This is a genomic window from Flavobacterium sp. YO64, from assembly GCF_004119505.1.
Taxonomy (GTDB): Bacteria; Bacteroidota; Bacteroidia; order Flavobacteriales; family Flavobacteriaceae; genus Flavobacterium; species Flavobacterium oncorhynchi.
In genome coordinates, this window is the sequence record NZ_NRQV01000004.1 from 122,820 (window position 1) to 143,086 (window position 20,267).

Annotated in this window: 12 protein-coding genes and 1 pseudogene; 5 read left to right on the forward strand and 8 right to left on the reverse strand. The window is 33.8% G+C overall.

Annotated elements, in window-relative coordinates; translation table 11 throughout:
• Nucleotides 1–11 precede the first annotated feature (11 nt).
• Nucleotides 12–449: a 50S ribosomal protein L21 gene (rplU, locus tag BOW57_RS04310; protein ID WP_068844917.1), complete on the reverse strand. Its 438-nt coding sequence runs from the start codon at nucleotides 447–449 to the stop codon at nucleotides 12–14.
• Nucleotides 450–721: 272 nt separating this feature from the next.
• On the opposite strand from rplU, the gene BOW57_RS04315 reads away from it, so the two are divergent.
• Nucleotides 722–2,044: a pitrilysin family protein gene (locus BOW57_RS04315; RefSeq protein WP_129053156.1), complete on the forward strand. Its 1,323-nt coding sequence runs from the start codon at nucleotides 722–724 to the stop codon at nucleotides 2,042–2,044.
• Between the two features lie 12 nt (nucleotides 2,045–2,056).
• Entirely contained in the window at nucleotides 2,057–4,105 is a 2,049-nt protein-coding gene (locus BOW57_RS04320; protein ID WP_206734731.1) for a pitrilysin family protein, read from the forward strand.
• A gap of 182 nt (nucleotides 4,106–4,287) precedes the next feature.
• Here BOW57_RS04320 and BOW57_RS04325 read toward each other — a convergent pair whose 3' ends face one another.
• Complete coding sequence (locus tag BOW57_RS04325) at nucleotides 4,288–5,154, reverse strand: DMT family transporter (RefSeq protein WP_129053157.1); 867 nt, start codon at nucleotides 5,152–5,154, stop codon at nucleotides 4,288–4,290.
• A 101-nt stretch (nucleotides 5,155–5,255) separates the two neighbouring features.
• Here BOW57_RS04325 and BOW57_RS04330 point away from each other — a divergent pair, with 101 nt between their 5' ends.
• The gene (locus BOW57_RS04330) at nucleotides 5,256–5,639 is read left to right on the forward strand and encodes a heavy-metal-associated domain-containing protein (protein ID WP_129053158.1); all 384 of its coding nucleotides are present in this window, start codon (nucleotides 5,256–5,258) and stop codon (nucleotides 5,637–5,639) included.
• Nucleotides 5,640–5,713: 74 nt separating this feature from the next.
• On the opposite strand, the gene gldD is transcribed toward BOW57_RS04330, so the two are convergent.
• The 4 genes and pseudogenes from gldD to mutY all read right to left on the reverse strand — a co-directional run bounded on the left by gldD (nucleotide 5,714) and on the right by mutY (nucleotide 9,115).
• Nucleotides 5,714–6,274, reverse strand: coding sequence for a gliding motility lipoprotein GldD (gene gldD, locus BOW57_RS04335; protein WP_129053159.1), 561 nt, complete (start codon nucleotides 6,272–6,274; stop codon nucleotides 5,714–5,716).
• Entirely contained in the window at nucleotides 6,274–7,569 is a 1,296-nt protein-coding gene (locus BOW57_RS04340; protein WP_089052618.1) for a gliding motility-associated protein GldE, read from the reverse strand. The genes gldD and BOW57_RS04340 overlap by 1 nt, the downstream gene beginning before the upstream one ends.
• A gap of 23 nt (nucleotides 7,570–7,592) precedes the next feature.
• Entirely contained in the window at nucleotides 7,593–8,033 is a 441-nt protein-coding gene (locus tag BOW57_RS04345; protein WP_129053160.1) for a single-stranded DNA-binding protein, read from the reverse strand.
• Nucleotides 8,034–8,069: 36 nt separating this feature from the next.
• Nucleotides 8,070–9,115, reverse strand: a pseudogene (gene mutY, locus BOW57_RS04350) (A/G-specific adenine glycosylase).
• Nucleotides 9,116–9,254: 139 nt separating this feature from the next.
• Here mutY and BOW57_RS04355 point away from each other — a divergent pair.
• Together BOW57_RS04355 and BOW57_RS04360 are read left to right on the forward strand one after the other, a co-directional pair.
• On the forward strand, nucleotides 9,255–9,545 hold the full coding sequence (locus tag BOW57_RS04355; protein ID WP_007805026.1) for an HU family DNA-binding protein: 291 nt from the start codon (nucleotides 9,255–9,257) through the stop codon (nucleotides 9,543–9,545).
• A 378-nt stretch (nucleotides 9,546–9,923) separates the two neighbouring features.
• On the forward strand, nucleotides 9,924–11,468 hold the full coding sequence (locus BOW57_RS04360) for a ribonuclease E/G (RefSeq protein ID WP_089052725.1): 1,545 nt from the start codon (nucleotides 9,924–9,926) through the stop codon (nucleotides 11,466–11,468).
• 396 nt (nucleotides 11,469–11,864) lie between these two features.
• Here BOW57_RS04360 and pbpC read toward each other — a convergent pair whose 3' ends face one another.
• The gene (pbpC, locus tag BOW57_RS04365) at nucleotides 11,865–14,240 is read right to left on the reverse strand and encodes a penicillin-binding protein 1C (protein ID WP_129053161.1); all 2,376 of its coding nucleotides are present in this window, start codon (nucleotides 14,238–14,240) and stop codon (nucleotides 11,865–11,867) included.
• A gap of 143 nt (nucleotides 14,241–14,383) precedes the next feature.
• Nucleotides 14,384–20,071, reverse strand: coding sequence for an alpha-2-macroglobulin (locus tag BOW57_RS04370; RefSeq protein WP_129053162.1), 5,688 nt, complete (start codon nucleotides 20,069–20,071; stop codon nucleotides 14,384–14,386).
• Between the last annotated feature and the right edge of the window lie 196 nt (nucleotides 20,072–20,267).

The following is a 20,267-nucleotide window of genomic DNA, read 5'->3' on the forward strand; positions in this document are numbered from 1 at the left end:
AAATATTGTTATTATTCTTTAGTAGCTTCTTTTTTTGCTTTTGGAGCTGCTTTTTTAGCTTTAGGAGCTTCTACTTCTTCAGTAGCTGCATCTTCTGCTACAACTGCTTTTTTAGCCGCTGCTTTTTTAGTTCCTCCTGCTGCAGTAATACCTTCAATTACAATTTGTGTAAGATATTGTCTGTGACCATTTCTCTTTTTGTATCCTTTTCTTCTTTTCTTTTTGAAAACGATAACTTTATCACCTTTTAAGTGTTGTAACACTTTAGCTTCTACTGAAGCACCTTCTATAGCTGGGGCGCCTAAAGTTACATTTCCGTTATCATCTAATAAAAGAACTTTGTCAAAAGAAACTTTTGAACCTTCTTCGTTAGCTAAACGGTGAACATAAACCTTTAAGTCTTTGCTTACTTTAAATTGTTGCCCTGCTATCTCTACGATTGCATACATACCAAATTGATTTATTGATTTTTAAGGTTGCAAATATACAACTATTAATTTACTGTGCAATTCCTAATTCTAAAAATATTTAATTTCCCCTAAAGTCTCTTTTTCAAGCACTTCTACTGCTGTTTAAAATTTAAATCAGATGTAAAACACTGTTAAATTAATCATGTATCACGTAAAATTTCAAAAAACTACACAAAAAAAACTATTTTTGATGTAACTATAATTAACTCAGGACTACCTATTATCAAGGTAAATAAAAATTATTAATCCCTATGAAAAATTCAATAATGATGTTAAGTGCTGCACTAATGCTTGGCGGAGTTGCTCATGCTCAAAAAGTAGTTTTTGAAGAATACAATTTAGACAATGGCATGCATGTAATTTTGCACAATGATCCTTCTGCTCCTGTTGTCATCACTTCTGTAATGTACCATGTCGGCTCAAAAGACGAACGCCCAGATCGTACTGGTTTTGCACATTTCTTTGAACATTTATTATTTGAAGGAACTCAAAATATCAAACGCGGAGAATGGATGAAAATCGTTACCGCAAATGGCGGTGTCAACAATGCCAATACTTCAGATGACAGAACCTATTATTACGAAGTATTCCCATCTAACAGTTTAGAACTAGGTTTATGGATGGAGTCAGAACGCTTAATGCATCCAATTATCAATAAAATTGGCGTTGAAACACAAAATGAAGTTGTTAAGGAAGAAAAAAGGATGCGTTATGACAACCAGCCGTACGGAAACATCTTACCTGAGGTTAAAAAGAACATGTTCAAAAACCATCCATACCGCTGGACTACAATTGGCTCTATGAAAGATTTAGATGCTGCGACTCTTGAAGAATTCCAAGCATTTAATAAAAAATTCTATACTCCTAATAATGCTGTTTTAGTAGTAGCCGGAGATTTTGATAAAGCCAAAACCAAAGAGTGGATTCAGAAATATTTCGGTCCAATTCCAAGAGGCGAAGAGGTAAAAAAACAAACTTTTATCGAAGAACCAATTACCAAAACAATAAAAGCGACTTACGAAGATCCAAACATTCAAATTCCAATGATTGTTGCTTCGTACAGAACGCCATCTATGAAAACGAGAGATGCTAGGGTTTTAGATTTAATTTCTTCGTATTTAAGCGACGGAAAAAGTTCTAAGCTTTACAAAAAAATAGTTGACGACAAAAAAATGGCACTTCAAATTGGAGCAGTTGGTTTTAGCCAGGAAGATTACGGAACATACATTTTATACGGTTTACCAATGGCACCGCATACAACCGCAGATGTTTTAAAAGAAATGGATGAGGAAATTGTAAAAATTCAAACTGATCTGATTTCTGAGAAAGACTACGAAAAACTACAAAACAAATTCGACAATAATTTTGTAAACGCAAATGCAACTGTTGAGGGAATTGCCGAAAATCTAGCTTCATATTACCTGCTTTATGGAGATGTAAACCTGATTAATACTGAAATTGATCTTTACCACTCTATCACAAGAGAAGAAATTAGAGAAGTTGCCAAAAAGTATTTAAACCCAAATCAGCGTTTAATTTTAGATTATATCCCTTCAACTAAAGTTCAAAATTAAGAGCCTCGAATCATGAAAAAAATACATACAGTTTTAATCCTTTTATTCCTAACTGGAATTATGCAAGCACAAGATCGTCCACAACCAAAACCAGGAAATCCGCCTGTAGTCAACATCAAAAAACCACAAACTTTTGTTTTGGCAAACGGAATGAAAGTTTTGATAGTTGAAAATCATAAATTACCTAGAGTAAGTTTCAATCTTACACTGGACAACGCACCTTTTGCCGAAGGAAATAAAAAAGGCGTTGACGAGCTTACCAGCAGTTTGATTGGCAATGGAACCAAAAAAACTACAAAAGAAAGTTTTAATGAAGAAATAGATTTTTATGGCGCCAACATTAATTTCTCTTCATCAGGAGCTTATGCCAGTTCACTTTCTAAATATTCAGGAAGAGTTCTTGAACTTTTAGCAGAAGGAGCTTTACAACCTAATTTTACTCAAGTCGAATTTGATAAAGAAAAAGCAAAGCTACTAGAAGGTCTTAAAGCTGACGAGAAAAGTGTTCCTGCAATTGCTAATCGTGTAGTTGACGTTTTGGCTTTTGGAAAAAACCACCCTTCTGGAGAATATTTATCTGAACAAACGGTAAAAAACGTAACACTTGCTGATGTTCAAACCAATTACAACACTTATTTTGTTCCAGAAAATGCCTATTTGGTAATTATTGGAGATATTAAATTTAAAGAAACAAAAGCGGCAGTCGAAAAACTTTTTAACGGTTGGAAAAAACAAGCTGCTCCAAAAAACACATATCCAAATCCAGAGAATGTTTCTAAACTTCAAATTGATTTTGTAGACGTTCCAAATGCGGTTCAATCTGAAATTTCATTGGTAAATACCGTAAATTTAAGAATGAGCGATCCTGATTTTTTCCCTGCTGCAATTGCAAATCAAATTCTAGGAGGTGATTTCAACAGTTATTTAAATATGAATTTACGTGAGAAGCACGCTTGGACATACGGAGCGAGCTCAAGTATTGGAAGCGGAAAATATGTAACTAAATTCAAAGCTTCATCTGCAGTTAGAAACACCGTTACAGACAGCGCAGTTGTTCAATTTATAAAAGAAATAAAAAGAATCAGAACTGAAAAGGTTTCTGAAGACGTTCTTAAAAATGTAAAAGCTGGATACATTGGCCGTTTTGTAATGCAGGTCGAAAAACCACAAGCTGTAGCACGTTATGCTCTAAACATCGAAACAGAAAAGCTTCCTGCTGATTTCTACGAAAAATACATCCAAACGATTAACAATGTCACAGCAGATGATATTTACCGTGTAGCGAATAAATATTTCTTACTGGACAATATGAGAATTGTAATCGCCGGAAAAGGTTCTGATGTAATTACAGGCTTGGAAAAACTTCAAATTCCGATTTACTATTTTGATAAATACGGGAATCCCGTTGAGAAACCAGCAACGAAAAAAGAGGTTCCAACTGGAATCACTGCTAAAACTGTTTTCGAAAATTACATTAAAGCAATTGGCGGAGAAAAAGCAGTAACAGCTGTAAAAACTCTTTACATGAACGGAACTACAACAATTCCGCAAGCTCCTTCACCACTTACTTTTACATCAAAATTAGATTCGAAAGGAAAAATGATGGTATCTCTTGCAATGGGGCCAATGAATTTAATGAAACAAGTTGTAAACGACAAAGGCGCATATATCGAACAACAAGGAAAACGTAAAAACCTTGAAGGAAATGATCTTGCTGAAATGAAAGCCAATGCAGCTCCTTTTGAAGAATTACAACTGATTAAAAGAGCAGATTTAAAAGTTGAAGGTATTGAACCAATTAACGGAAGCGATGCTTATGCAATCAAAGATGGTAAAACGACATACTTCTATGATGTGAAATCAGGATTAAAAACTGCGGAAGCTAAAACCCGTGAACAAGACGGAAAATCGAATACACAAATAACAAACTTTAACGACTACAAAGAGGTAAAAGGTGTAAAAGTACCTTTTAACTTAATACAAAATGTAGGTTTTGAATTAGACATCAAAATGTCGGACATCAAGATCAACGAAGGTGTTTCTGATGCAGACTTTCTTTAGAAAGGTTCTGAGGAACTAAGTTACTAAGGTTCTGAGATTTTAAGGGCTTTGTCAAAGTTTAAAACTTTGACGAAGCTTTTTTATTTCTCGTTTTGTCACCCTGAGCGAAGTTGAAGGGCGCAAAGGGCTTCGACTTCGCTCAGCCTGACAATCGATATCATCTCACATCTACAGCTAAAAACCTACTTCTTAGCCGATAAATAAACACCAATCAAAATAATAAATGCTCCAAAAAACTGAACTGGAGTCAACATTTCGTTATCTAATAATCCCCAGAAAAAAGCAACTATGGGAATTAGATACGTTACTGATGTTGCAAATACTGGTGATGACATTTGAATTAATTTAAAAAACAAAACATTTGCTATTCCCGTTCCTAAAACCCCTAAAATCATCACAAATAATATTGACTGCTGCGTGATGTCAATATTTATCTTTTCAGAAATATCTGTCGTACTTAAAATAATTAACGCCGGTAAAAGCAAAACCGTAAAATTTCCAGTTGTGATGCTCACCGAATTTAGATCTGACAGATATTTTTTGATTAAATTGACATTTATCGCATAACAAATAGTTGCAATCACTACTAAAATAACATAATAGTAATTTTGTCCTGGGTTCGATGAAGCTCCGCTTAAAACTAATAATAAACATCCGATTAATCCAACAAAAACACCCAGAATCTGACGTTTTTGAAATTGGATTCCGAAAATAATAATTCCCAAAACCAATGTATTTAAAGGCGTCAAAGAATTTAAAATCGCTACTATAGAACTATCAACTTCAGTTTCGGCAATTGCAAAAAGATACGCTGGAGTAAAAGTTCCAAAAAACGCAGTTATGGCAACAAATTTCCACTGGTGGCGCGAAATTTTTTTTAAACTCTTGAACCCGATAATTAACAAAAACAAGGCCGCAAAAATTATTCGGAATGAACCTACCTGAACTGCTGTTAAGCCAACCAAACCTCTTTTAATTAAGATAAAAGAACTTCCCCAGATCAACGAAAGCACCAGTAAATAACCCCACTTCAACTGTTTTGCATCCATAAATAGTATTTTACTGCAAATTTGTAATTATTTTACGAACTAACCTCTTGGTTTTTATTAATTTTGCAACAAACATATTAAACATTTTAAAATCATATATAATGAAATTTACAAAAACTATAGCTGTTATAGCAATTGCAAGTTTAGCATTTGTAAGCTGCAAAAAAGAAGAAGATAAAAGCTTAAGCTTAATTAAGGCTCAAGCCGAAAAAGAGGCTCCAAAAGAGCACAAAGCAATAGCGGCTGAGAATGTACAAACTGCAAGTTTTGAAATCGAAGGAATGACTTGCGCTATGGGATGTGCAAAAACAATCGAGAAAGAACTATCTAATTTAGAAGGAGTAGAAAAAGCTGCTGTTGATTTTGACAAAAAAACGGCAACTGTTACTTTTGACAAAACAATTCAAAACTCAGAATCTTTAACAAAAGTAGTTCAAGAAACTGGTGACGGGAAAACATATAAAGTTTTAAATTTCAAATCTTAAATTTAGAACTTCCCAAATAAAAAAACGGCGTCTGTTATACACAGACGCCGTTTTTATTATTATTCCATTTATTCTTATTTCCACTTTAAAGTTTCCATCAATCGCTGCATATCATTTTTGATGTAACTAGCAGCCGGCATAATCGAATCGAAATTAGGTTTTGCATAAAAATAAACAGAACCTATTACAAAATGCTTTGTACTATCTGTAACATAGAATTGTGAGTTTGTAGCCGCATTTCCGTCAACCTGATAAAACATTCCGTATACTTTTTTCTCAGGATTTAAATAGGGCTGCTCTAGAATATCATCAGCTTTTATAACATGCTCGTAAGTCAGTTTCTGAGCATCTCTCAAAAGCTTGTCAATATTGCCATTTACAGGCTTGTAGGTCAAATAAATTGTTGCTTTCATCTTTGGATACGTAATTGCAAATCCGCAGTCCTTTTCGCCTTTAATTACAGCATCTTCATTAATTTGAAAAGCAAAAGGACAGTTGTTTTCAAAATTGACATATTTTGCCTCTGGGTAATCTAATCTAAGGAAACTTGCAGGTTTAGGCAAAACATCATCTTTACAGCTTACAACTGTTAATGCCAGCAAAATTGCAGTTACCAAAATTATTTTTTTTAACATTATTCTATTGTTACTTTTATTTGTTTTACACGTTTTTTATCAACTGTTTCAATTGTAAAAACACAGTTTTCAAAAATCACTTTTTGATCTTTCTTCGGGAAATTCCCTAAAATTTCTAAAATAAATCCCGCCAATGTTTCCGCCTCACCTTTGCGAGATTCAAAAACATCTTCGTCAACATCAACAATTCGATAGAAATCTTTTAGATTTATTTTTCCTTCAAAAAGAAAATTCTTTTCATCTATTTGAGAATAGTTTAAATTTTCATCATCAAATTCATCACTAATATCGCCTACAATTTCTTCTATAATATCTTCTAAAGAAACCAATCCAGAAGTCCCGCCATACTCATCAACAACAATAGCCAAATGACTTTTTAAGCTCTGAAAATCTTTTAATAAATTATCTAGTTTCTTGTTCTCAGGAACAAAAAAAGCTTCTCTTATTAATGAAGTCCAATCAAAATCATCTTTATCAATATGCGGCAGCAAGTCTTTAACAAACAAAACGCCTTCTATTTGATCTATATTGTCACGATATACAGGTATTCTAGAAAATCCCTTCTCAATAATCTTCGGACAGATCGCTTCAAATGATTCTGAGATTTCCAAAGCAAAAATATCAATCCTCGGACTCATAACCTGCTTAGTATCTGTATTTCCAAAAGAAACAATTCCTTCTAAAATTTTCTGTTCTTCCGTTGAAGTTCCTTCCGAATCAGTTAATTCTAAAGCTTGAGAAAGCTGATTAATCGAAAAGTTATTTTTTTGTTTCCCTAATTTATTATGCAGATACAAAGTAAGACTGCGCATAGGAAGACTAATTGGCGTAAGCAGTTTGTCTAAAACTGAAATGGGATAAACAAAACGATTAACAAACTTTATATTGTTTCTGCTTGCATACACTTTAGGCAAAACTTCTGCAAACAACAAGATTAAAAAAGTAACTAAAATGACCTCCAAAATAAACTTAAGAACTGGAGAACTAACACCATTAAATAAATTGCGGCCAACGAAAGAAAATAATATAACAACTCCAATATTCAAAAAATTATTGGCAACTAACAATGTTGCTAATAGTTTTTTAGGTTTATCTAAAAGATCTGAAATGATTTTTCCCTTTGAGAAGTTTTCCTGCAGTGTTTGATCGATATCTTTCTGAGACAAAGAGAAGAGTGCAACTTCGGCTCCTGAAACAATGGCCGATAAAAAAAGTAAAATAAATATTCCGACAAAACCAATAATTAAATTGATGTCTAAAGTTGAAGTAAAAAGTAAACTGGGCTCCGGGTCCAAATTAAAATAGATTAGTTAAAAAATCAGAAGGGCAGATCATTTATTGGCAACCCTTCGTTTGAAGCATCAAAGTTAGTGTTTTTTGCGGATTCTGAATCTTGATTTGTTTTATGATTTGCAGTTTCTTTTTTTGTGGTAAGAAAAGTAAACTCAGTAACTTGAATTTCGGTCGTATATTTTGTAGTACCATCCTCAGCTTGCCACTGTCTTGATTTTATACGCCCTTCAACATATATCTTATCTCCTTTTGAAAGATATTTTTCGCAAATTTCAGCTGCCTTATTACGTACAACTAGATTATGCCATTCTGTTGAAGTTATTTTTTCATTGGTTGTTTTATTAATATAAACTTCATTTGTCGCCAATTGAAAACGTCCAATACAGTTTCCTCCATCAAAATAATGCATTTTTACATCATCGCCTAAGTGCCCAATAAGCATGACTTTGTTTAATGTTCCATTCATAATAATAGCGGTATTTCTACCAAAGATACATTTTATTTAGCAAATTAATTCCTGCTTTTCTAGAAAATTATAAATTACAATAGGAAAAGGAAATGCTTTTACATCTACCATATTAACACCCTTTTCTATTACCTCCTCAATCTTTATTTTCCAAAATTGAATATGCAAATGCTGATGCGAAAGCTTGTGCACCAAAGCCGCATTAGCATATTCTTCTATACCTATAATAGTATAAGAACAAAAAAGATCATTTTTTACAGCTTCTGAAACAAAATCAAATCCTTCAATTTCTTTGGTTTCAAGAAGAGGAAACTCATACAAATTATGCCAGATTCCTTTTGCAGTTCTTTTTTGTATCAGCGTATTTCCAAAGGCATCTTCTAAAATTAAATAATTAAAGAAACGATTGGTAACTTTTACTTTTTTTGATTTTACAGGCAAATCCATAACCTTCTTTTTTGAAGCGCCGCACAACTATCATTAAAATCACAAATTGTACAATTAGGACTTTTAGGCACACATTGCAAGGCACCAAACTCCATTATTGCCTGATTAAAAATTGCCGGATTATCTTTTGGCATTAATTCGTATGCAAGTTCAGCAAACTCTTTTTTAGTGGCAGGAATCGCAATATCAGATTCAATGTCAAAATAACGCGAAAGCACTCTGAACACATTTCCATCAACAACGGGAACCGCTTCGTTATAGGAGAAAGAAGCTATAGCGGCGGCGGTATACTCTCCTACGCCTTTTAAACTTAGAAGCTCTTTGTAAGCAGCAGGAAAACTTCCACCTAAATCAAATGCAACATATTTTGCTGTTTTATGTAAATTTCGAGCACGCGAATAATAACCAAGTCCCTGCCAAAGTTTCAAAACCTGCTCTTCAGAGGCATTTGCAAGATCAAAAACGGTAGGAAATTCCTTGGTAAAAGCAAAAAAGTAAGGCATTCCTTGCGCAACTCTTGTTTGCTGCAGCATAATTTCTGAGAGCCAAATTTGGTACGGATCGGTCGTATTTCGCCATGGAAGATCACGCTTGTTTTGTAAATACCATTTTATCAGTGTGTTATGAAAATCCATATTGAAATCCTTAAAAAGCAAAAGTAAATGTTTATGTAATTAAAATTTAACGAATTAGCTTGATTAATTATTTTTTTAATTCTTATATTTGCAACCTCAAAAAAATAGTACACCATTATAAAATAAAATAGGAAAGAAAATGACGAAAGCAGATATCGTAGCGAAAATTTCAGAAAAACTAGGTCTTGAAAAAGGAGATGTTCAAGCAACAGTAGAAACGTTCATGGAAGAAGTTAAGACTTCATTAGAAACTGGAGACAATGTTTACCTAAGAGGTTTTGGTAGTTTTATTGTAAAAACCAGAGCTGAAAAGACTGGTAGAAATATCTCTAAAAACACTACAATTAAAATTCCTGCACACAACATCCCTGCGTTTAAACCTGCAAAAGTTTTTGTAGAAGGAGTAAAAACGAACAACGAAGCAAAATAATATTAATTAACATAAATCTGACACAATATGCCAAGTGGTAAAAAAAGAAAGAGACATAAGGTAGCTACTCACAAACGTAAAAAAAGAGCGAGAGCTAACCGTCACAAAAAGAAAAAGTAGTTTTAAACTACTTTTTTCTTTTTAAACGTTCATTGAAATTGAAAATTAGTATCCAGTCATCAGTATTTAGTCTTCAGTCCGCTGATTACTTAAAACTGCAAACTGCTAGCTAGTTTTCTCCGGGTTCAATACCTGTTAAAATATTGTTTAATCCATCCTTGTAGAAGTTGATGGTTCTTGGTTTTTGGTTTTTGGTTATTTTTACCAACAACTATCAACAAACAACCGACAACCAATTCACGGATAAAAATTTACAGTGTGAATAAAGAATTAATCATTAGATCGAGTTCTGAAGCCGTAGATTTTGCCTTATTAAAAGATGGAAAACTAATTGAATTACATAAAGAAGAAGAAAAAAGCAACTTTCAGGTTGGTGATATTTTTATTGCCAAAATACGAAAACCAGTTGCTGGACTTAATGCTGCTTTTGTAAATGTAGGCTTCGAAAAAGATGCCTTTTTACATTATCACGATTTAGGTCCAAATTTAGCTTCCCAACTGAAATTCATAAAACTTGTAAGCGCAGGTAAATTAAAAGATTTCTCCCTAAAAACCTTTCAGTTTGAAAAAGAGATTGACAAAGATGGCATCATTACTGATATTTTAAGTGCCAATCAATCTGTTTTAGTTCAAGTAGTTAAAGAACCTATATCGACCAAAGGTCCAAGAATAAGTGCTGAGCTTTCTCTTGCCGGAAGATTTATCGTTCTAGTTCCTTTTTCTGATCGTGTTTCTATTTCTCAAAAAATAGAAGACAAAAAAGAAAAGGATCGTCTAAAAAAACTTGTTCTATCGATCAAACCTAAAGGATTTGGTGTTATTGTTCGCACAGTAGCCGAAGGCAAAAACGTAGCCGAATTAGAAAAAGATTTGCAGAACCTGCTTGGCAGATGGACTGCAATGTGTAAAAAATTACCAACTGCTCATCATCCATCAAAAGTATTAGGAGAGCTCAACAGAGCTTCTTCAATATTAAGAGATGTTTTCAATGATACCTTCAGCGGTATTCAAATAGATGACGAAGAGTTGTACCATCAAACGAAGGAATATCTGCAAGAAATTGCACCTTCAAAACAATCGATTGTTAAGTTTTATCAATCAAATGACACTCCGATTTTTGAGAAATACAATATAGAGAGACAAATCAAAACTTCTTTTGGAAGAACAGTATCTATGAGCAAGGGCGCTTACCTTATCATCGAACACACTGAAGCTCTTCACGTTATAGACGTAAACAGCGGAAACCGTTCGAATAAAGCAACCAATCAAGAAGACACTGCTATGGAAGTAAATATGATTGCTGCTGCAGAAATCGCCAGACAACTTCGTCTGCGAGATATGGGCGGAATCATAGTAGTAGATTTTATCGATATGTCGAATCCTGAAAACAGGAAGGTTTTGTTCGACTTCTTGCGAGAAGAAATGAGCGACGATAAAGCAAAGCATAAAATATTACCGCCAAGTAAATTTGGTTTAGTCCAGATTACAAGACAGCGCGTAAGACCAGAAGTTAACATTAAGACCAGAGAAGAAGATCCTAACAAAGAAAATGGTGAAATTGAAGCACCTATTTTAATTATTGATAAGATCACCTCTGATTTAGAAAGACTTTTAAAAACCCACAATAAAGTTGTGCTTAACACACATCCGTTTGTGGCTGCATACCTCAGCAAAGGTTTTCCATCATTACGTTCAAAATGGTTTTTTGAACATAAGAAATGGGTGAAAATCATACCTCGTGACGCTTACACGTATTTAGAATATCATTTCTACGACAAAAAGGGAAATGTTATTACAGAATAAAATAAAAACCGCCTTTCGTGAGATTGGCGGTTTTTTTGTGCTTTTTTTTTAAATAGCCACGAACTACACGAATTGACACTAATTTTAATTCGGGAAATTTGTGTAATTCGTGACTGTTTTTTTAGAAGCAATTTCCAGCTATCCGCTTGTATCTGGGCTAGGTATTCGTTTTCATAAGATATTTTTTTGTCATTTCGACCGAAGGGAGAAATCACACTCGTAGCTTGATAAAGATTGTCAACATTCTTTACGGAATTTCTAGTGTGATTTCTCCCTTCGGTCGAAATGACAAGATTGCGTGACATCTTTTTCAAAGTGTAAAACTTTGAAAAAGATTATCTCAACAAGAACCCGTTTTAGAATTTGGAATTTAAAAAAAAAGGGGGGCATCCACATTTATTCCCTCACAATCTCAATTTTCCTCCTAATTTCATTTCCAGAAGCATCTACAACTGTAATATAATGTATTCCTGTTGTCGGTGTAATTGGCAGTTCATGAAAGGTTTTTGTAGTAGCTTTGTAAACATCATCGACATACCAAAATAGTTCTTTATCTCTTTCAGAATAAGCAACTTTTAAAATTACTGGTTGTATTTTGCTATTAAAATCTTTAGTCAAATATATTTTACTGTTTGCCTTTGGATAAATAAAATCCATAACTGAGGTTTGAGTTCCCTCACAGCCTTCTTTAAATGGTGGTAATGGCAAATATTCAATATGCTGACTTTTATAGTACCAAGCCATAACTGGAGGCAGAACAAACCAATTTTTAGCAATAATATTTTCAACATTTTCACAGCTGCTGTTTACCTGAAACTGTTCTGTTTTATCTAAATGAATAGTTCTGTGATACGGACAAACTTTTGTTGATTTTCCTTTTTTAGAAACCCATTGTTTAATTTTCGGACAATTCTCTTTAGCCAAATAACCACTTAATCGACAAACCTCAACCTCAGCCAAATCTTTATAAGGAGTATCAAACCATCTTTGTCTGGGCAATAAATTAAAAACGTCAAATAAAATTGGAGCAGCACTTGTAACTCCGGTTAAAGTTGGTCTTCCCTCTCCAGTTGCATTTCCAACCCAAATTCCAACAACATATCTTGAATTGGTTCCAATTGCCCATGCATCTCTATTTCCAAAACTTGTACCTGTTTTCCATGCAATTTTTAGAGAACTATCATAAAACTTCCAGGCTTCATCTCCTTCAGGTCTATTTACCTGTTCCATTGCGTTATACGTTAACCAAATTGAACCTGCGCCCAAAATATTCTTTTGATCCGTTTCTGATCCAAAATCGGGCTTAAAATCATTTTTATAATTTAATTCTGTAAACTCATTTGTTCTGTATTGATTTTTATTTTTAGTATAGAAATTCAATGTTGAAGACAGATTTGCATAAGTTCTGCATAAATCCCATAAATTACTTTCGGCACCTCCTAAAATAAGCGACAAACCATAATGATCTGGAGTTTTATTAATGTTCTTCAATTTAAATTTTTGAAGTTCTTCGTAAAATTTATTGACTGTAAATTCCTGAAGCATTAAAACTGCTGGAATGTTCAACGAACGCGACAATGCACGATGCGCCGGAACAGCGCCATCAAATGTTAAATTGAAATTTTGAGGCGTATATCCTGAAATCTGCGTAGGAACATCGGCCACTAAAGTATTGGGTAACAATTCACCATCATCTAACATTGCACCGTACAAAAGTGGTTTTAAAATACTTCCTGTACTTCTTGGCGCATCAATAATATCAACATCTTTTTGATGATCTTTATCTGTTGGAGCATTTCCAACGTAACTCATTACATTTCTATTCTGAACGTCAATTACCAAAATAGCCAGATTGTGAACTTCATTTTGCTTGTACTGATTGTAATAATATCTCGCAATTTGATTTACACGATTTTGCAACGCATAATCAATTGTTGTTTTTACTCTTGTTCCTTCTTCATTTTTTGCCACTCTCTGCAATAAATGTGGTGCAATTTGAGGCAGATCATACGGTTTTTGAGGCAAAGGTTCTTCTATAGAAAGTTCATAAGTTTGCTTGTCGATTATACCTTCCTGATGTAATTTTAGTAAAAGTCGGTTTCGTTTATTCAATAATTTTATCTGATTTTTTCCGGGATAAATTAAACTTGGTGCATTTGGTAAAACCGCTAAAACTGCATTTTCAGCCCACGATAATTGATTGGACTGTACTCCAAAATAACGCCAAGAAGCCATTTCTAACCCAACAACATTCCCTCCAAATGGTGCGTGAGCGGCATACATTTCGAGAATCTCATTTTTAGAATATCCTAATTCTAATCTTGTAGCCAGAATAATTTCTATTAATTTTTCAAAGTAAGTTCTGTTTTTCCCTTTTCGGGATAATCTTATAACTTGCTGTGTTAAGGTACTGCCGCCTCTAACTACTTTACCTGCTTTTCTATTTTGTTTAAAAGCATTTATCATCGCACCAGGATTAAACCCAGGATGTTTATAAAAGTATTCGTCTTCAAAATAAACAATACACTTCTTGAACTTATCCGGAACGCTGTCCTGCGAAGGAAAACGCCATTGTCCGTCTTGGGCAATTTTAGCTCCTAATAATTCGCCCTCTTTGCTTTCAATAACGGTTGAATAAGGTTCTTTGAATAAAGTTCGAGGTATCGAAAAATAGTAAATCAGCAAGAGCACAAATGCAATTGCTGATTTTATTTTGTTTTTTTTAATCCAGTTTATAATGCGTTGAAAAAACGCTGTAATTTTATTTTTCAATACTTGTTTTTTAACTGCAAAGACGCTATCCCAACAGCTATCGGGACGCAAAGTTCGCTAAGTTTTTTTTAGCCACAGATTACACTAATTATCACAAATTTTTAAAAATCCTTTTAATCCATATAATCTGCGGCTAATAAATTTTATTTCACAACCTCAACCCAGAATCCTTTTGTTCTAGCTAAGAAAGTATTATCATACATAGCTTCGCATTGTAAACCAGGTAAATAATAATTACCTAAATAGGATGCATTTAATAGAATTCTAAAAACTTTAGTTTCTCTGGCTTTCATTCCAAAATAGAAATTCGTTCTATCGTCGCGTATATCAATATAATCAGCAATGTTGTTTACGGCGTCTCCGTAATCTGTAAAACGGGTGTTTACAATTTCAAATCCTGAAGGAAGAATTTGTGATAACGCTACATTTTGAATACTTTCTCCTCTTTGATTTTTAATAGTAACCTCGGCGATAAACTCAGTTCCTTGGTTGATTCTTGAAACATTAATTATACTTCCTTTTCTGTTTTTGAAAACAATACTTGCCGAAACATCGCTTTGAACAGCATTCTCTTGTCCGATTGGCAATATTCCAGTATTCAATACGCGAACATAAACTGTATTTGCTTTATTATTTTTCAGCGTAATACTATTTGCTCCAGAAGTAACAGAAATACTGCGATCTGCAATTGATTTGCTTGTATTTATTGCCTCTCCTTTTCCATTTTTACTAAACTGAATATTGATTCCTTTTGGACCATTGCTAATTGCAAATTTCGACATCGCGTACAAGCAATAAGCCGTTGTCTGTGTACTCATCCATTGATTAGCTGACATTTCTTTGGCTAATTTTGAAGCCATAGTAAATGCTTTTTGTGTTTGTCCTAAAAGCAGCATTGTTTCTAGAGCCATTGCTCTATTTCTTTCGCTTGAACCGTAATAGTAGTAACTGTATCCATCTGAATCTCCGTCAATGCTTGTTTTCAGGAACAAACTTTGTCCAGCTGATTTTTGTCCCGCTAAAACATATGCTGCTGCCAAACGAAGTTTACTTTCGTTTGAAATGCCTTTAGTTTCTCTAAGTCTGTTCATTGCAGATAAATCAGCATTTCCTGCTAAAGCCAGCGTATACAATCTATAAGCCTGAGCCATATCGTTACCGTATTTCGGTTCAAAACGCCATTGTTTTGCTTCTTTTTGCTGATAAGACAACCATTTTGATTTGAAATTAATTGGTAGAATATATCCTTTTTTCTCCGCTTCAATCAAGAAATGTCCTGCGTATGAAGTTCCCCAATCATCTGCAATTGTGCCTCCTTGCCAATAAGGTAATCCACCATTTGATAATTGGAAATTTCCTAATCTAGCAATTCCGGCTGCAATATTTTTTTGAATAATCTCTTTACGTTTCGCATCAATATCAGCCACATCGCTTAAATACAATTGAGGAAAAACCGAAGAAGTCGTCTGCTCTACACAACCATGTGGATACTGAATTAAAAATTGCATTCTTCCATTCAAATTCATTGATGGCATAGATGAAACTTCTAATCTTGCTTTATTACTTCCGGCAACACCAAATGTTTTCCATGAAATTGTTTTAGTACTATTTGGAGACAAAACAACATCTGTAAAAGTACTTGTAACAGGATTTGGATTCGTCATATCAATTTCAACATCGTAAACTGATTTCTCGCTTCCAGATGTTGCAATAACCTGAACTTTTGCAATTCCAGTTGCAGCACCTACAACTAAATTGAAATATGCCATCTTTTCGTCTGGCTGAGCAAAACTCAGTTTTTGAACGGCACTTCCCATTACTTTCAATCCGTTGCTTGTTTTTACCTGAATCGAAACATTTTTGATTTTATTTTCAGTTGCAAAAACAGTTACTGGAAGTGTTACTTTTTCTGATGGCGAAATCTTTCTAGGCAGCGAAGCTAAAACCATCAACGGACTCTTAACTTGAGTTGCTTTTTCAACGCTTCCGTAAGCACTTGTATTTGCATCTCCTGCCACAACCATTGTTCTAACAGAACCAATATATTTTGGCAGTTTTAATTCGTGTGATTTTGTTTGTCCTTTTTCCAATTTAAACGGACCATAATACAATACTACTGGTTTAAAACGATTCGCTTTTTTAGCTTTCCCGCCTCCTAAATCCTGATCTCCACCTATACTGAAAATCTGATTTATTTTTCCGCCATATGCTCCAATTACGTCATCGTAAATATCCCATGTTTTTACTCCAAGAGCTTCACGAACATAGAAACTATCCCATGCATTTGGTGTTTTAAAACGAGTTAAATCTAAAAGCCCTTCATCGACAACCGCAATGGTATAAGTCATTTCTTTACCTGTTTTTTCGCCCACTTTTACTGTAAATGGTTGTTCTGGTCTTAAAACATCTGGCATATTAATCGTTGGTGCCAAAATCGTGTTTTTATCCACAACTTCAACAGGAACAATTCCGTACATACGAATTGGCGAATCGTTCTTAGTTGTTGCGTGAGGCTGTAATAAAGTGATATTAAAATAAACATTTGGCGCCATTGCTCCTGTAATAGGAACCTCAACTTTTGTTTCACCTTTTTGTGTTTTCGCCCAAATTGTCTGAATCACACGAGATCCGTTTTCAATAGAAATTAAAGCACGCCCGCCTTCACTTGAAGGGAAAGAAATTTGTGCTTTTTCTCCAACGGCATAATTCTTTTTATCTGTAGAAAAAACTAACATGTTGGCTGTTGAAGCATCTCTGTTTCTTGTTTTTCCGGACCATATTGGCCAATCGATATTTACTGTTAAGGCAGTTGCATGCCCGCCGTTTGTATCTTCAACACGAATCAAATAACGCCCCCATTCTTCATCGGTTAAAGCAAATTGAAAACTTCCTTTTCCGCTTGAATCTGTGTCAATTATAATAGATTTATAAGCTGTTGTTGAGTTTGATGAATTATAATTAGACAAATTATCACTTGATGAATCCCACCACCATCTCCAGTCGACTTTATAAATTCTTACTTCAAGATTTCTAACTGCTCTTGGTCTTCCGTTTTCATCAACTGTAACTACTTCAAAACGATTATTCGCTCTGGTTTCAAGCATATTATATTTGTTCAATTCAGGCGATTTTATTCCCACATAGGTTTTGTATGGTGAATAAGTTGTTGACATAACATCTGTACTAAAATCACCGCCTTCTTCATATACTTTTGTAATGAACGAAGCACGTAACATTCCAGGTGCCTGACCTTGCAATCTTGGCTCGATATTTACAGAAGCTTTTCCGCTTTCATTTAATTTTCCAGAGAAAACATTAATTTCTTCAGTACTAAATTGACGAACGATATCATCAAAACTAAATTTTTCATATCCTTTGAACGTGGTGGTTTGCTGCGAAAATTTAGCTTGCATTTCTACATTCAGATTTTTCGCAATTGCGCCGTGAAGCCAAGTAACCTCAATATTATCTGTATTTGGATAAGATGCCGATAGTGTTTTTCTGCTAAAAGTATTCTTGATTTTTAAACGATTTGGCTTAATCGTTTCAATTTTAATGCTTTTATAAAATTTAGCACCTCCAACACTTACCATTGCTTCCCAATTTCCTGTTGGAGCATCTTGATTTGTCGGCACTATAAAGGCATAATGATTTAAATCGTTTATTTTTTGAACGGTTTGATAAACTGTTTTACCATTTGGATCATTTAATCTGAATTTTATTGGATGCGATTTCGGAAGTTTTTTGGCTGCATCATTTAAAATAAAAGACAAATACAAATTATCTCCCGGGCGCCACACGCCTCTTTCACCATAAATAAACCCTTTTAAACCTTTTTGTAAAGTCTCGCCGGCAACATCAAAATTACTTACAGATAATGAAAGTCCATCGTCAAGCTTCACATAAGTCGATTGATCGCCTAAAGTAACAATCGCAAAATATGCGAATTTATCTAATTGGAAAGATGCAATACCTTCACTGCTTGTTGCCTGCGTACCAATTTTTTGTTGTTGGAAATTATATAAATCAACTCTTGCATTTGAGACTGGCTCTGTTGTAACGATATTATTTACAGCAAATAAATACGACTTGTTTTCACCTCTTTTCGCAATAACTCCTAAATCTGAAGCTAAAATATTAGTCGCAATTCTTGCATTATAAAAATACGATCCAGAACAAGGGTCCTCACTTTCTCTCCAGTTATAATCATCATAGTAATAATAATCATCGTACGAATTACCACTATAATTCACATCATTTTCATCTACTTCCTCCTCTTCTGCTTCATCATCATTTCCATTAGATGTTTCGCACTTATAAAGAGAATACTTCTTTTTATATACAAACTCTACTCTATAAATTGCTCCTGGTTCCGGTTTTATAATTTTAGATAAATCTAAAGCATACGTGTTCCATTTTGTCAAATTTACTAGCGTGCTTTCTCTTAAATTCAAAGTGGTTTTGGCAATTGGCTGTGCGACTTTTTTGAGGTTTTGCCCGCCGTTTAACTGGTTATATTGAAGAAACTGAAGTATATTGTTTTTGTAAATCTTATATACTTTTACATCAACAGCGCTTAAATTTACTGCTTCGAAATTCAATTTTAAATTATTTGAACTCGGCAAAATTGTTCCGTTTTTAACAAAACGAATACTTGGTTTTATCTGATCGAAGGAGATTTTTTCAGAATAATTTGATTCTAATTTTTTACCGTATTGGCTCTCGATTCCTTCAAAAACTTCTAATAATAATTCACCAGTCACAACTTGTTCAGGTTCTTCGTCCGGCACATATTCAACCGCATTATCTGCAACTGCGACTGCTGAATCAACCGCAACTGCTGCTGAATCTACTACCACTGCAGCCGAATCTACTGCAACAACCGCTGATTCTTGTGCAACTACTGCAACCGGTTCTTCTTTTTTAGGTGCATTTTGATTCGTAAAATATACTTTTAATAAATTTCCTTGAGTAGAAAACTTAAGATTATTGGTGTTTTGAATTGAAACCAATCCAGCAAAATCTTGACCTTTTTCCAAAGGCTCAGAAAAATTAATCAAAACCGATTGATTATTTCCATCTGGAACTTCAACTTTTATAACTTTAAATTCGTTTATGCTTGTAACAGGAAAATCGATTTGTCCTTTTTGGTCAATATCAAAATCATTTCCATCATATATAATCTCAACATTAGAAGCTTCAGAATGACGCTGAATACTGTCAATTATAAAACGAAATTCTTTCGCAGGACCTGTAGTTTTCTCAAACTTAATTTTAAGATTATTACCTTTTTGTTTTGCTTCAACCAATTTTTGAGCCGTTTCAAAATCAATATTATCTGCCGTTTTCAAAACGCAGTTTAAATACTGATATTCTTTGCTGTATGACTGAATATCGCCAGTATTTATGGTAAAATCTTGTTTAACCGTTTTAACTGTAAAATTGAATTTGGATAGTTCCTTTTCCTTCTCTTTTGGAATAGCAGTCAGTTTATCTAAGTTTAAAGTAACCTGATATTCTGTTCCAGGTTTTAGTTTTTTCTCTGGAATAAAAGCTAATGTATTGGTCGAAAGCGCCACCACTTTTCCATGAACGCTTGGCGAAATATCAAACAAATCATCATCTAATTCCTGATTGGGTTTCCAATCATTCTTATCGAAAGCCAAAACCACACGAATATCAGAATCCGAAGAAACGATTCCTCCAGTAAAACTGGTTATATAATCTTTAAATAGTGAAAAATCTGAATTGAAATCTGCAGCTGATTTTCTACCGCAAGACTGAAAAATAAAAAACACAAAAAATACGAGACTTAATCCTTTTACTTTCACTTTTATTTAGAGTTAATGGTTAGTAAATTAGAAACTAGTACGATTTACCGTTATTAGCAATAACAGCAAATTACAAATTAAATTACAATAAAAGTATAATATTTTTCGGTTTCATTAAGAAGAAAATTCTTTATTTTGTTTTTTTAACTTTTGCTGAAGCTTCACAAAAAGAAATCATTAAATTATCAAATTAACG

Coding starts and splice junctions, on each gene's coding strand:
- BOW57_RS04330 (WP_129053158.1), top strand. CDS start 5,256: ATGAAATTTACAAAAACTATAGCTGTTATAGCAATTGCAAGTTTAGCA.
- rplU (WP_068844917.1), bottom strand. CDS start 449: ATGTATGCAATCGTAGAGATAGCAGGGCAACAATTTAAAGTAAGCAAA.
- BOW57_RS04315 (WP_129053156.1), top strand. CDS start 722: ATGAAAAATTCAATAATGATGTTAAGTGCTGCACTAATGCTTGGCGGA.
- BOW57_RS04345 (WP_129053160.1), bottom strand. CDS start 8,033: ATGAATGGAACATTAAACAAAGTCATGCTTATTGGGCACTTAGGCGAT.
- BOW57_RS04355 (WP_007805026.1), top strand. CDS start 9,255: ATGACGAAAGCAGATATCGTAGCGAAAATTTCAGAAAAACTAGGTCTT.
- gldD (WP_129053159.1), bottom strand. CDS start 6,274: ATGTTAAAAAAAATAATTTTGGTAACTGCAATTTTGCTGGCATTAACA.
- BOW57_RS04320 (WP_206734731.1), top strand. CDS start 2,057: ATGAAAAAAATACATACAGTTTTAATCCTTTTATTCCTAACTGGAATT.
- BOW57_RS04325 (WP_129053157.1), bottom strand. CDS start 5,154: ATGGATGCAAAACAGTTGAAGTGGGGTTATTTACTGGTGCTTTCGTTG.